Origin of the sequence: Bradyrhizobium sp. Mp19, from assembly GCF_029952935.1 — a bacterium.
Taxonomy (GTDB): domain Bacteria; phylum Pseudomonadota; class Alphaproteobacteria; order Rhizobiales; family Xanthobacteraceae; genus Bradyrhizobium; species Bradyrhizobium elkanii.
The window spans coordinates 1-14,100 of record NZ_JASAUT010000103.1 but is presented as its reverse complement, the minus strand read 5'-3'; the positions used below and the strand labels follow the sequence as shown (position 1 = coordinate 14,100).

The following is a 14,100-nucleotide window of genomic DNA, read 5'->3' as shown; positions in this document are numbered from 1 at the left end:
CCACGCAAAAAAATGCCTGACACTGGCCTCCACCCGCGCACGCCCGATTGCGCAAAGCCCTCGCAAGCGGGAGAGGGGGAAGAACGGCATCACGCTGTCTTCGCCGCCTTCAATCCCAGCCGCTTCTCCACCGCGTCGCGCATCACGAATTTCTGGATCTTGCCGGTCACCGTCATCGGGAATTCGTCGACGAATTCGACATAGCGCGGGATCTTGTTGTGGGCGATCTGGCCCTGGCAGAAGGCGCGGACCTCGTCGGCGGTGAGCGTTTCGCCCTGCCTGATCCTGACCCAGGCGCACAGCTCCTCGCCATAGCGCTCGTCGGCGACGCCGAAGATCTGTACGTCCTGGATCTTCGGATGGCGGTACAGGAATTCCTCGATCTCGCGCGGATACAAATTCTCGCCGCCGCGGATCACCATGTCCTTGATGCGGCCGACGATGTTGCAATAGCCCGCGTCGTCGATCACGGCGAGATCGCCGGTGTGCATCCAGCCGTTGGCGTCGAGCACGTCTGACGTCTTTTCCTTCTCGTCCCAATAGCCGAGCATGATGCTGTAGCCGCGGGTGCAGAGCTCGCCGCGTTCGCCGCGCGGCACCACCTTGCCGTCGAGATCGACCACCTTGACCTCGACATGCGGATGGATGCGGCCGACGGTGGAGACGCGGCGCTCCAGGGGATCGTCGGTCGCGCTCTGGAAACTCACCGGGCTGGTCTCGGTCATGCCGTAGGCGATCGTCACTTCGCGCATGTTCATCTCGGTATTGACGCGCTTCATCACCTCGATCGGGCAGGGCGCGCCGGCCATGATGCCGGTGCGCAGCGAGGACAAGTCGAAGCGCGCGAAGTCGGGATGGTCGAGCTCGGCGATGAACATGGTCGGCACGCCGTACAGCGTCGTGCATCTCTCCTGCGCGACCGTCGTCAGCGTCGCCAGCGGATCAAAGCCTTCGCCGGGATAGACCATGGTGGTGCCGAGCGTGACCGAGGCGAGGTTGCCCATCACCATGCCGAAGCAGTGATAGAGCGGCACCGGAATGCAGATGCGGTCCTGTTCGGTCAGGCGCATGGCGCGGCCGGTGAAGTAGCCGTTGTTGAGGATGTTGTGATGGGTCAGCGTCACGCCCTTCGGCGAGCCGGTGGTGCCGCTGGTGAACTGGATATTGACGGGGTCGTCGAACTGCAGGCTGTCGCCGAGCGCCGCAAGCTGCTCGCGATGGCGCTCGCCGCCCATCTGCGCGACCGCATCGAACGGAATGGTGCCCGGCGCCGCCGGTCCGCCGATCTGGATCACGGCGCGCAATTGCGGCAGCCGCGCCGAGCGCAGATGGCCGGGCTCGGAGCTCGCAAGCTCGGGCAGCAGCGTGTTCAGCATCTCCATATAGGCCGAGGTCTTGAATGCGGTCGCCGTCACGATCGCGGCGCAGCCGACCTTGCCGAGCGCGAATTCCAGCTCGCTGAGGCGATAGGCCGGATTGATGGTGACGAGGATCAGTCCGGCTTTCGCGGCGGCGAATTGCGTCAGCGTCCATTCCGGCCGGTTCAGCGACCAGATGCCGATCCGCTCGCCGCGTTGTAGGCCGAGCGCGAGAAAGCCCGCCGCCAAGGCCTCGACGTGACAGGCGAATTCGTTCCAGGTCCAGCGCACGTTGTGGCTCGGCGAGACCAGCGCCTCGCGCTCGCCCCAGCGCGCCCGTGCACGGTCGAGGCTGCGGCCGATGGTTTCACCGAGCAGCGGCATATCGGAAATGCCGCACACATAGCTGTCTGCCTTGCCGTCTCCCTTTGGTGTGGGTGCCAAGCTCGTCCTCCTCGTGGTCGTGGTCGTGTTCGCGTCGCCGCGCTTTTTTGCGCGATCTTAGTCGTTTGGCGCCGATGGGACAGGCCCGACCAATGGCGGGTATGGTTTTCGATTGTAGCGGCGACGGGTTCCGCTTCACCTCGCCCCGCGTGCGGGGAGAGGTCGGATCGCATCGAAGATGCGATCCGGGTGAGGGGGAGTCTCTGCGAGTCCAATTGCGACCGTCTGCGCGGAAGTAGCCCCTCACCCAACCCTCTCCCCGTAAGAACGGGGAGAGGGAGAGGAGTCCCGTCACGGATGGTACGACTTATCGCATCGAGCCCTACGCCGCCCTCTGCCCGCTGCCGGCGTCGAGCCCGGCATAGATGCCCTTCTCGAAGCCTGCGAAGGCTTCCAGGCTGTGCTTGTCGGCGAACGGCAACAGCTGCGTCAGGATCACGCCGCAGACGTCGCGCGACGGATCGATCCAGTAATAGGTGTTGGCAAGGCCCGCCCAGGCGAGGCTGCCGGCGCTGCGGCCTTCCGGCGTCTTGGCGGTGTTGATGAGGAAGCTCAGTCCCCACTTCTTGACGATGTCAGGATAGAGATCGACATCGTTGGTGTACACCGGCAAGGCCGTCGTCATCTTGCCGACGGTGAGCTCGCCGATGTGATTCTGCCCCATGGTCGCGACCGTCTCGGCCTTCAGCACCTGATTGCCGTTGCCTTTGCCCTTGTTGAGGATCATCTGGCAGAACTTGATGTAGTCGGCCGCCGTCGAATACAGGCCGCCGCCACCCATGTGGAATTCAGGATTCTGCTCGAGCTCGAACGGGATTGCCGCCAGCGTGCCGTCCTCGCCGCGGGCATGCATGCCGACCAGCCGCTTGCGCATGTCGTCGGAGATCTTGAACGCGGTGTCGCTCATGCCGAGCGGTGCAAACATGTTGTCGCGCAGATAGGCATCGAGCTTCTTGCCGGATGCGGCTTCCACCGCCTTGCCGACGAAGTCGATATTGGTGCCGTACTCCCAGCGCGTGCCGGGGTCCGTCATGATCGGCGTCTTCAGCGCGGCATTCAGGCAGGTGATGATGCCGGGCGTGCCGGTCTTTTCCAGATACTTCCCGAGGTTGCCGTCCCACATATCGTAGGCGAAGCCGGCGGTGTGGGTCATGAGCTGGCGCAGCGTGATCGGCTTTTTCGCCGGCCGCAGCTGCGGCTCGCCCTTGGCGTCGAAGCCGTCAAGCACCTGCACCGCGGCGAGATCGGGCAACAGCTTGCCGATCGGCTCATCGAGCGAGAGCTTGCCCTGCTCGACAAGCTGCATCGCGCCCGCCGAGGTCACCGCCTTGGTCATCGAGGCGATCCAGAACACGCTGTCCGCAGTCATGGGATCGCTCTTGGAGAGGTCGCGCTTGCCGAACGCGCCTTCGTAGATCACGTCCTTGCCGGTGGCCGCGATGGCGACCACGCCGGGAATTTCCTTTGCCTCGCTCTTCTGGCGCAATACCTGATCGATCTGGGCCTTGCTCTGCATTGGGGGCTTCCTCCGGTGGGGTTTATTGTTTTGAAGTGGGCGGATCATCCTCCCGCTTTTCCGCTCCCGCAAGGCGGGCGCGATGCGACGATGTCGCGATGTCGCGATGTCGTGAAGGCCGGGCCGCTAGGAACGGCCTTGGTCGGGAGGCGTTCACCACGCGCGCAGATTTTGCAGGGGACGCCGCGCAAGTCCCGGTGACCTCCGCGAGCGGCCACGGTAACGTGATCAAGGAATGATTTTCGTACCTGATTATTTGCATTAACGCATTCAGATCGCTGCACAAACGGTGCGGCGGATTGGACCGGATTTGACGAAAAGATTCGTCATTTCCCGCCTTGCGGGGGGCGCAGCAATGATTTCGACATGGAGTGAATGGAAGCGCTATCCGCGGCCGGGCCGCGGCGAGAATATCGAGGCGCCGATCAGCCCAGGTCTCTACGAAGTCCGCTACGCCGGTACCGGCGCACTGCACTCGTTCGAGGCCGTCGAAAATGTCGCGCAGGCGCTGGCGCTGCTGCGGTCCGGCGCCAAATCCTGGTTCGGCCGCCGCGATGCGCGGACGCAGGCCGACCTCGAATACCGGACCTGCGCGACCTCGACCAAGGCGGACGCCAAGGCCGCGGCCGAGCGCATGATCGGCCGTCGTGAAACCTACATGTCCGGCGGCGCAGTCTGAGCGCCGCTGCACGTCGGCGCGTGGAAAAAGATCGCGCGTGAGCCCTCAATATTGCTTGAAGCAGGGTCGCGCCCGGCGCCGGTGCATCGCAGCGGCTTTCCGCTTATATAAGCGGCGAACACCCCCAAGAAATTCCAGAAATGACAGGAGTAACGCCATGACCCCGCCCGTTGCCGCACGCGCCACCCAATCCGCAGTATCCTCCCTGCAAAGCCGCCTGAAGGACCCCTCGCTGCTGCGCGACCGCTGCTATATCGATGGCGCCTGGGTCGGCACCCCCGAATTCGCCGTCAACAATCCGGCGACCGGCGTCGAGCTGATCAAGATCCCACAGCTGAGCGCCGATGACGCGACCAAGGCCGTCGAGGCCGCCGAGCGCGCGTTTCCGGCCTGGGCCAAGCTCACCGCGAAACAGCGCTCCAACATCTTGCGCAAATGGTTCGATCTGATCATCGCCAATCGCGAGGATCTCGCGCTGATCCTGACCTCCGAGCAGGGCAAGCCCCTGGCGGAAGCGCTCGGCGAGGTCGATATCGGCGCCGCCTATGTCGAATTCTTCGCTGAAGAGGCGCGCCGCGTCTATGGCGAGACGATCCCGACGCAGCGTCCGGACGCGCGTCTGCTCGCGATCCGGCAGCCGATCGGTGTCTGCGGCGCCATCACCCCGTGGAATTTCCCGAACTCGATGATCACCCGCAAGGTCTCGCCGGCGCTGGCGGCCGGTTGCACCGTGGTGCTGAAGCCCGCCAACGAGACGCCGCTGTCGGCGCTCGCGCTCGTTGCACTGGCCGAGAAGGCCGGCGTGCCGAAGGGCGTGTTCAACATCATCACCGGTGATGCGCCGCCGATCGGCAAGGTGCTGTGCGAGCATCCGGCGGTGCGCTTCGTCGGCTTCACCGGCTCGACCGAGGTCGGCAAGATCCTGTACCGGCAGGCGTCGGTCGGCGTGAAGAAGCTCGGCCTCGAGCTCGGCGGCAACGCGCCGTTCGTGGTGTTCGACGATGCCGACATCGATGCCGCGGTCGAGGGCGCCATCGTCTCGAAGTATCGCAACATGGGCCAGACCTGCGTCTGCGCCAACCGTCTCTATGCCCAGGACAAGATCTACGACGCGTTCGTCACGAAGCTGTCGAAGAAGGTCGCGGAGATGAAGATCGGCGACGGCACGGAAGCTGGCGTGACGCAGGGTCCGCTGATCAACATGGAAGCGATCGAGAAGGTCGAGCGGCACATCGCCGACGCCGTGAAGGGCGGCGCCAAGATCGTGACCGGCGGCAAGCGCTCGTCGCTCGGCCGCAGCTTCTTCGAGCCGACGGTGCTTTCGGATGTGCGGCCGGACGCGCTGGTCTCGCACGAGGAAACCTTCGGCCCGCTCGCGCCGGTGATCCGCTTCAAGGACGAGGCCGACGTGATCGCGATGTGCAACGCCTCGCCGTTCGGCCTCGCCTCCTACTTCTATTCGCGCGACATCGGCCGCGTCTGGCGCGTCGCCGAGGCGCTGGAGTCGGGCATGGTCGGCGTCAACTCCGGCCTGATCACGACCGAAGTGGCGCCGTTCGGCGGCGTCAAGGAATCGGGCCTCGGCCGCGAAGGCTCGCGCCACGGCATGGATGAATATGTCGAGATCAAATACGTGATGATGGCCGGCGTCTGATCGCCGTGGCTGCGTGTCCCTTCGCCCCGGCGGGCGAGGGGACGCATGCCGGTGAATCCATCGGTCGTTGTCGATCGCTCCGTCCGCCGGCATTCGCGGTCTGCGACGATTCATCGCGACGGTTGGATGCAGCGCGTCGATCGCGACGACGATCGCATCAAGAATCCCTCTAACCTCGAAGGTGGCGATTAGAAGCGAGCCGCATGCGCGCAACGCCGATTCAGCGAAAGAATAATCGAAACGCGGAATCTGCCGCATCGATGTCGCTTCATGCAGCAGGTGTTATCCCCGTTGCTTAGATGCGTTCTAGTTGGCCTCACAACGCATGCTGCTTATGCCCCGGTGGTCGCGCTCGAACCCTGATGATGTTCGAGGCGAAGCCACGAAGAATCCGGGGACCTCATGCTCGTCAGTTCAAACGCTCCACGCGCATTTCAATTCGCGTGCGCGTCTCTCCTCCTTTCCGCGGTCCCTTCGCTCGCCCAGTCGCCTGAGCAGTCACCCGCGAGCAGCGTTGCGCCGCTGCCTCCAGTCGTCGTCACCGCGCCACAGCATCGAGCCACGCCGGTTCGGAGGCCGTCGTCGTCGCGCTCAGTGCGCCCGTCGGCATCGCGTCAGGTGAGCAGGCGCGAGCACGCGCCGCAGGCTGCGGCCGCGCCGACGGCCGGCGCGCAGCAGGCGGCGTTGCCCGTGCCCTATATCGGCGGCCAGGTCGCGCGCGGCGGGCAACTCGGCCTGCTCGGCAACAAGGACTACATGGAGACCCCGTACAGTCTGACGAGCTACACCGAGAAGACGATCCGCGATCAGCAGGCAACCAGCGTTGCGGAAGTGCTGACCAATTCCGATCCGTCGGTGCGTGCTGCGATCGGCAGCAGCAACCGTTACGACGCGCTGACGATCCGCGGCTTCCGGGTCGAGAACAGCGAAATCGCCTTGAACGGACTCTACGGCCTCGTTCCGGCCTACCGCATCAATCCGGCTCCCATCGAGCGCATCGAGCTGCTCAAGGGGCCGGGTGCCTTTCTCAACGGAATGGCTCCGCAAGGCAGCATCGGTGGCACGGTCAATGTCGTGACGAAGCGGGCGGCGGAAGACATCACGCGCCTGACCGCCGGCTACATCTCGGATGGACGTTTTGGAACGGAGCTGGACCTCGCACGCCGCTATGGCGAACAGAAGGAATGGGGCGTTCGCTTCAACGGCGGGATCGATGGCGGCAACACCACGATCGATCGGCAGTCGGCGCGCAACGGCGTGGGCTCGCTCGGCGTCGACTATCGTGGAGAGCGCTTTCGCTGGTCGGCGGACATCATCTCCCAGGACGACTGGATGAAGGCGGCCCAGCGCGGCTACACGCCCGTGCCCGGCATCGCCATGCCGAGCGCCCCCGATCCGCGTATCAATCTCGCGCAGCCGTTTGACTATGCGAGGTCGCAGAGCCTGACCGGCTTGACCAGGGCCGAATACGATCTCAGCAACAGCGTCACCGTGTTTGGCGCGATCGGCGGCAACCAGTTCCGCTACGACAAGCAGGAAGATCCCGGTGCCACGCTGCTCAACACCGCAGGCGATGCGTTGGGCACGTCACGGTTCCAGACCGGCAAGTCGGAGGGCGCCTCAGGCGAGGCGGGCATACGCGCGCGTTTCGACACGGGTCCCATCGGCCACGAGGTCGTGGTCAGCGGCAGCGCGCAAAACCGGACGGACTGGCTCGGCCAGACCAACTACGCGGCCTACCTGACGAACATCTACCGACCGACCTTGCTGACGACCGCCGGCACGCCGGTATCGACATTCCCGGAGGGCAAGTCCGGCTTCCTCGGGCTGCGCAGCGTCGGTGTTGCCGACATCATCACGACGATGGGGGGCCTGTTGGAGGTGATCGTGGGCGCGCGCCAGCAGCAGGTGATCGCGAGCAGCTTCAATCCGGTCAGCGGCCTGGAAACAACGCATTACGACGATAGCGCGACGTCGCCTTCGATCGCCTTGGTGGTGAGGCCGATCAAGCAACTCTCGCTTTATGCCAATTACATCGAAGGGCTGACGCCGGGGCCGACGCCGCCTTCCGGGGCGGCGAACACCAATGCGGTGTTTGCGCCGTTCAAGACGCGACAAGTCGAGGTCGGCACCAAGCTCGATCTCGGAGGCTTCGGCGCGAGCCTTGCGGCGTTCCAGATCAGCCAACCGAGCGGGGTGATCGATCCCGTCACCAAGATCTACAGTCTGGATGGCGAGCAGAGAAACCGCGGTATCGAGCTCAATACCTTCGGCGAGGTCACGCCCGGCGTCCGCGTTCTCGGTGGCGTGACCTGGCTCGATGCCCGGCTTACCCAAACGCAGGGCCACCTCTACGACGGCAATCACGCGATCGGCGCGCCCGACCTGCAGGGCAATCTCGGTGTCGAATGGGATACGCCCTTCGTGCCCGGCCTCACCGCGACGGCGCGTGCCATCTACACCAGCCGGGCCTATGTCAGCGCCGACAACGTCCAAAGCGTCCCCGCCTGCTGGGCGACCTTCGACATCGGTGCGCGCTACGCGACAACCCTCGCGGGGCGTCCGACCACCTTCAGGGCGTCACTGACCAATCTGTTCGACAAGCACTACTGGATCGGCAATCCAACCGGCTATGTAATCAGCGGCATGCCGCGGACGCTGTGGCTTTCTATGACGGTGGATTTCTAGAGCGTTTTCGAGCGAAGTGGATACCGGTTCGCGTGAAGAAAACGCGTCAAAACAAGGATCTAGAGCCCCGTTCCGATTCCATCGGAACGGGAAAAGCTCTAGCAGAAAAGCCGAGGGCCATCGCGCGCCGCACGCTGGTGTGCGGTGGCCGCTAGACGTCGCGGCTGTGTTGCGAAAGATCCGCCGCCGATCCGGCGATTGCCTCACACGCCCTTGTCGTTCGGGTTGGCGACGGCGTCCTTCAGCGGCGCCGTCATCGGAAAATTCAGGTTCACGTTCTTCGGCGGGATCGGCCGCGTGAACCATTTTGCGTAGAGCTCCTGGAATTCGCCGTTCTTCATCATGGCGACCAGCGTCTTGTCGACCAGCGCCTTGAACTCCGGATCGCCCTTGCGAATGATCAGCCCGTAGGGTTCGGTGCGCAGGCTGTCGTCGATGATGCGCCATTCCGCAGGGTTGCGGCTGCCGGCGATCAGGCTCGCCAGCAGAATGTCGTCCATCACGAAGGCTTCGCTGCGCCCGGTGGTCAGCGCGAGGAACGATGCGGCGTGGTCCGCCGTCAGGATGTTCTTGGTCTGAAAGTTCTTCTCCTGGGCCCGTGCGCTCAACAGTCCGATCGAGGTCGAGCCCGAGGTCAGCGAGACCGGCCGGCCGCCGAGATCCTCAAAGGTCCTGATCGGCGCGTCCTTCTGCACCACCGCGCGGATGCTCGACACGAAGATCGTGTTGCTGAAGGCGACGACCTTTTGCCGCTCCAGGGTGTTGGTGGCGGGACCGCAGACGATGTCGATGGTGCCGTTCTCGATCAGCGGGATCTGGGTGGAGAGCTGGATCGGCTGCGGCCTGGTCTGCAGCGCCGGCAGCTTCAGTTCGGCCTTCACCGCATCGACGATCCGGCTGCAAAGGTCCATCGCAAAGCCGACCGGCTTCTGGTTGTCGTCGAGAGAGGAGAACGGGACCGAGACGTCGCGGTGCCCGAGCCGGATTTCGCCGGCATCGCGGATCTTGGCCAGGGTGCCGCCGGACGATTGGGCCTGTGCCGGGGCAGACACTGCCGCCGCAAGAAAAGCTAGGCAGATCAATCGCTTGCTGGCTTGATGCATCGGGTGCTCGCGAACGCTGGCAATATTGGATACGATAAGGCAGGATTTTATATGCGCTTATTGCATAATCAGCAAACTGATTTTATACAATCATGACCCAGGTTGGATATCCTGGTCGCCGCCGCACAGAGAGAGAGAGAGAGAGAGAGTCGGATGGAACCCGCAACCGTCACCAGTCATCGAGGGACCGGACCGCACGGTTCCGCGCCGGACGCCGTGCGCGAGGCATTGCGGGCCGCGATCAGCTCGGGCGAGCTCGCGCCCGGATTGCAGCTGCGTCAGGACGAGCTCGCCGCGCGGTTCGGGACCAGCCGCATCCCGGTGCGCGAGGCGCTGCGCCAGCTCGAGGCCGAGGGTTTTGTCACCTTCCTGCCCAACCGCGGCGCGGTGGTCTCGGATCTCTCGATCGACGAGGTGATCGAGCTGCTCGAGATCCGGATCGCGCTCGAATGCCACGCGCTGCGCCTGGCGATCCCGGCCATGGGCGAGATCGATCTCGAGGCGGCGACGAAAATCCTCCGCGCCTACGATGCCGAGCCCGATCCGGCGCAATGGGGCGCCTTCAACTGGAAATTCCACGCCACGCTCTACGCGCCGTGCAATCGCCCGCGCCTGCTCGGCATGATCGAGGCGAATTACGGCCATGTCGGCCGCTTCACCCGGGCGCTGGTGTCGCAGGCGACCGGCAAGGAGCGTCCGCAGCGCGAGCATTACCGGCTGCTCGAATTCTGCCGCGACGGCGAGGTCAAGAAGGCGGTGCGGCTGCTGCGCGACCATATCGAGGAGACGCAGAAGACGCTGCGCTCGGCGCAGCGCCAGGCGCTGCGTGATGCGGGCGAGAGTCGTCCGGTCTGATCACGTTCAGACAATGTGAATGATCGCGGGCCGCGCTACGCGGCCTATGGAGTGTACGCGTGAAGACCAATGACGTCGAAATCCTGGTGATCGGTGCGGGCATCGTCGGCATCGCCACAGCCTATTACCTCGCCGTTCAGCACAAGCGTTCGCGCGTACTGATCATCGACGAAGGCCAACCGATGGCGTTGACCTCGGCACAGTCCGGTGAGAACTACCGCAACTGGTGGCCGCATCCGACGATGGCCGACTTCACCAACCATTCAACCGACCTGATGGAGGAGATCGCGCGCCGCAGCGACAACCGCATCCACATGACCCGGCGCGGCTATCTTCTGGTCACGCGCGAGGAAAAGCCCGAGGAATTGCTGCAGCAACTCCACGCCGGCTATGGCGCGCAGGCCGAAAAACTGATCCGCCTGCACGAGGGGGCAAGCCGTGGCTACCTGCCGCCGCATTCGGCGGACTGGCAGAGCGCGCCCGACGGCGTCGACGTCCTGCTCGGGCGTGATCTGATCCATGCGCATTATCCGAGCTTCGACAAGGAGGTCGCGACGGCGCTGCATATCCGCCGCGCGGGCGACATCAGCGGCCAGCAGCTCGGCCAGTACATGCTGGAAACGATGCGGCCGTTGGGTACGCAATTCCAGCAGGCGAGGGTGCTCGGCATCGCGAAGACCGATCGCTTCGCCGTCGATGTGCTGGCCGATGGCGCGAGACAAACCATCAAGGCCGACATCATCGTCAATGCCGCGGGCCCGTTCGCGGCGCATGTCGCGGCGATGCATGGCGAAGAGCTGCCGATCGTCAATGTGCTGCAGCAGAAGATCGCGTTCGCCGACCGCAACCGCGCGGTCGATCGCAAAATGCCGTTCGCGATCGATCTCGATGGTCAGACGCTGGCCTGGTCCGATGACGAGCGCGAGGCGCTGGCAGCTGCGCCGGAATTCGCGCGCCTCTTGGCGCCGATGCCGGGCAGCATCCATTGCCGGCCCGACGGCGGCGATCACGGCGAATGGATCAAGCTCGGTTGGGCCTTCAACGCCGAGCAGACCACAGAACCGGTGCGCGAGCCGGAGCTGAACCCTTATTTTCCCGAAGTCGTGTTGCGCGCCGCGAGCCGGTTGCAGCCACGGCTCGCGCAATATCTCGGCGCGCTGCCGCGCGACCGCGTGCATTACGGCGGCTACTATCCGATGACGAAGGAAAACTGGCCGCTGATCGGTGCCGCGAAGACGCCGGACGTGTTCCTCGCCACCGCGTTGTCGGGTTACGGCACGATGGGCGCCTGCGCCACCGGCGATCTCTGTGCCCGCGCCGTGGTCGGCGCGCCGGCACCCGCGTTCGCCCGCAGCCTCTCGCTGGCGCGCTATGACGACAAGGCGCTGATGGCCGAGCTCGCAGCGAGCGAGAGCCGGGGGTTGCTGTAGCTCGACCTCCCCTTCGTAGCCCGGATGAAGCGAAGCGAAATCCGGGACCGATGCTGCCGCGCGACGAAGCCCCGGATTGCGCTTCGCTCCATCCGGGCTACGCATCTTCAGCGACGCAGCACGGCGATGGTGCGGTTTGGCAAGGCGATCGCGCGCGAGATGTGCGTGTCAGCCGTGGCCGCCTTCATTGCCGAAGGCGCCGTGACGGCCGACGCCGGAGGCAAAGCGCGCCGCGCCCGATAGCGTTTCGCCCGAGGCGATCACCTCGAGCCCGCCGCGCATCTCGTTTCTGATCGCCTCTTCCTCGTCGAGGTCCCACTGCCGCAGCGCCGACAGCCGGTCGGCGCGCAGGCAATTCTGCGGGAATTTCGCGATGTCCTTGGCGAGCGCGATGGCGTGCGCGCGGGTCTCGCCCTTCGGCACCAATCGGTTCGCGAGTCCCATCCGATGCGCTTCAGCGCCGCCGACCGGGCGTCCGGTGAGGATCAGGTCGATGGCCTGCGAATGGCCGATCAGTCGCGGCAGGCGGATGGTGCCGAGATCGATCAGCGGCACGCCGAAGCGGCGGCAGAACACGCCGAAGGTTGCGTCCTCGGCAACGACGCGCATGTCCGCCCACAGCGCGAGCTCCATGCCGCCGGCGACCGCAAAGCCTTCGATCGCGGCAATCACCGGCTTCGAGAGCCGCAGCCGGCTCGGTCCCATCGGCGCGATGGTGTCGTGGCCGCCGACCTCGCGCTTCTTGTTGGGATCGCCCGCCGCCACCGCCTTCAAATCGGCGCCGGCGCAGAAATAGCCGCCGGTGCCGGTGAACACCGCGACGGATGCGCTCGCATCGGCGTCGAAGGCGAGAAACGCGTCATACAGCTTGCGCGCGGTGGCGCCATCGACGGCGTTGCGGTTGTGCGGACGGTTGATGGAGATAATGGTGACGGGACCGTCGCGCTCGACGAGCACGGTATCGGCATCGGACATGGGTCGCTCCCTTCGTTTGTTGGTTGGAGCCAACCTACCGGTCCCCGTCAGGCAATGCCATCGCGAACGAAGGCCACGCGGATGGTCGGGTCGCCGATCGCCTCATGCGCGTCCTCGAAACGGACGCGGCGGGTGATCACCTCCTCCGGGTGGTAATGACCTGCCGCAACATGGGCGACGCATTCGGGCAGCTCGGCGCGGACATTGACGCGCGAGATCTTCAACGTGACGCCGATGCCATACATGTACCGGAGCGGCACCGGCGTCGTCTCGGCGAAGTCGCCATACATGCGTTGGCAGATGCCGTTGGGCTCGGTCGCGCGGAGCGCGAGCAGCATGCTGGCGTCGGTCGCGGCCGCATCGATCACGACCGGGAACAGGCCGGGCGGCTCCATCGAGAGGCCAGCGGGCGCTTCGATCACGTCGGCACCGAGCGACTTCGCCTTGGCGAGGCGCAGTGCGTGGTCGTCGAGATAGACGACACGGCCCGCACCGCGCGCCACCGCCGCCTGCACCGCGAACAGCGCGAGCGACTGGGCGAAACCGCCGATCACGATCACGTCGGCACCGGGCCGTTGCGCGAGCCAGCGCGCCACCGCGCTGAACCCGTCGGTTGCGCCGTCCGCCAGCCCCGCCGTTTGCGACAGGTCATGGCCTTCCGGTTGGCGGACCAGCATGTGATCGGCAAACGGCACGCGGATCAGGTCGGACAGCCCGCCGCCATATTCCACGCCGCAGACTGGCTTCAACCCGTAGGAGGAGCGGAACGGCACCGCGGTGCAGGCATTGGTGTGGCCGCGCCGGCAGCGGTCGCAGACCCCGCAACTGATCTGGAACGGAACGATGACGAGATCGCCGGGCACGAAATTCCTCACCGCGCCGCCGGTGTCGACGATGCGGCCCGCGGTCTCATGTCCGAGTGCGAACGGACCTGCAAGGCCCGATCGGCCGTGCACGATCGCAAGATCGAGATCGCAGCGCGTCACCGCGAGCGGCTGCACCAGCGCGTCGCGGTCGTCTTGTAGCCTCGGCGCTGGAACGTCCCACCATTCGACCTTGTTGCCGCCGACATAAGTCAATTGCCGCATCGTGAAGCTCTCCGTTTGGTCGGAGAGTGCAGCGCGGTGGACGTCGCGACAAAAGGTTTGTCTTCAACAGGGGTGAATGGGATTCACCTGACTTTCTCTCCCCGTCATCCTGAGGAGCGCGTAGCGCGTCTCGAAGGATGCACGGCCCCGCCGGTGGGCCGTCGACCCTTCGAGGCTCGCTTTCGCGAGCACCTCAGGGTGACGGTGATGGAGCGAACGCGCTGACGGTGCTGCTAAAGCGTGATGGCATTAAGTTCGATAGCCTGAATTTTTGAGGTAGTTGGCACATTCCTCGGAGGTGAAGGCGTCG

Annotated in this window: 10 protein-coding genes; 5 read left to right on the top strand and 5 right to left on the bottom strand. The window is 65.0% G+C overall.

Translation table 11 applies throughout. From position 1 onward, the window contains the following. Positions 1-89: 89 nt before the first annotated feature. Complete coding sequence (locus tag QJT82_RS43520; RefSeq protein WP_035633465.1) at positions 90-1,802, bottom strand: AMP-binding protein; 1,713 nt, start codon at positions 1,800-1,802, stop codon at positions 90-92. A 322-nt stretch (positions 1,803-2,124) separates the two neighbouring features. Beyond that, positions 2,125-3,318, bottom strand: coding sequence for a serine hydrolase domain-containing protein (locus QJT82_RS43515; RefSeq protein WP_028344327.1), 1,194 nt, complete (start codon positions 3,316-3,318; stop codon positions 2,125-2,127). A gap of 355 nt (positions 3,319-3,673) precedes the next feature. Between QJT82_RS43515 and QJT82_RS43510 the strand changes: the two genes are divergently transcribed. The 3 genes from QJT82_RS43510 (at position 3,674) to QJT82_RS43500 (ending at position 8,339) form a co-directional block, all read left to right on the top strand. Continuing rightward, complete coding sequence (locus tag QJT82_RS43510; protein ID WP_028344328.1) at positions 3,674-3,997, top strand: hypothetical protein; 324 nt, start codon at positions 3,674-3,676, stop codon at positions 3,995-3,997. A 157-nt stretch (positions 3,998-4,154) separates the two neighbouring features. Beyond that, positions 4,155-5,651 (top strand): NAD-dependent succinate-semialdehyde dehydrogenase, encoded by a 1,497-nt coding sequence (locus tag QJT82_RS43505; protein WP_028344329.1) that lies wholly within the window; start codon positions 4,155-4,157, stop codon positions 5,649-5,651. Between the two features lie 618 nt (positions 5,652-6,269). Continuing rightward, positions 6,270-8,339, top strand: coding sequence for a TonB-dependent siderophore receptor (locus tag QJT82_RS43500; protein WP_051448144.1), 2,070 nt, complete (start codon positions 6,270-6,272; stop codon positions 8,337-8,339). Positions 8,340-8,542: 203 nt separating this feature from the next. Here QJT82_RS43500 and QJT82_RS43495 read toward each other — a convergent pair whose 3' ends face one another. Next, complete coding sequence (locus QJT82_RS43495) at positions 8,543-9,391, bottom strand: amino acid ABC transporter substrate-binding protein (protein ID WP_245288911.1); 849 nt, start codon at positions 9,389-9,391, stop codon at positions 8,543-8,545. A gap of 204 nt (positions 9,392-9,595) precedes the next feature. Here QJT82_RS43495 and QJT82_RS43490 point away from each other — a divergent pair, with 204 nt between their 5' ends. After that, a complete protein-coding gene (locus tag QJT82_RS43490; protein ID WP_051448145.1) occupies positions 9,596-10,297 on the top strand; it encodes a GntR family transcriptional regulator in 702 nt (233 codons plus the stop codon). Positions 10,298-10,356: 59 nt separating this feature from the next. Continuing rightward, the gene (locus QJT82_RS43485; RefSeq protein WP_028344332.1) at positions 10,357-11,727 is read left to right on the top strand and encodes an FAD-dependent oxidoreductase; all 1,371 of its coding nucleotides are present in this window, start codon (positions 10,357-10,359) and stop codon (positions 11,725-11,727) included. A gap of 168 nt (positions 11,728-11,895) precedes the next feature. On the opposite strand, the gene QJT82_RS43480 is transcribed toward QJT82_RS43485, so the two are convergent. Next, positions 11,896-12,702 (bottom strand): crotonase/enoyl-CoA hydratase family protein, encoded by an 807-nt coding sequence (locus QJT82_RS43480; protein ID WP_028344333.1) that lies wholly within the window; start codon positions 12,700-12,702, stop codon positions 11,896-11,898. Between the two features lie 47 nt (positions 12,703-12,749). Beyond that, positions 12,750-13,790, bottom strand: a complete 1,041-nt coding sequence (locus QJT82_RS43475) for an alcohol dehydrogenase catalytic domain-containing protein (protein ID WP_035633471.1) — start codon at positions 13,788-13,790, stop codon at positions 12,750-12,752. Positions 13,791-14,100 lie beyond the last annotated feature (310 nt).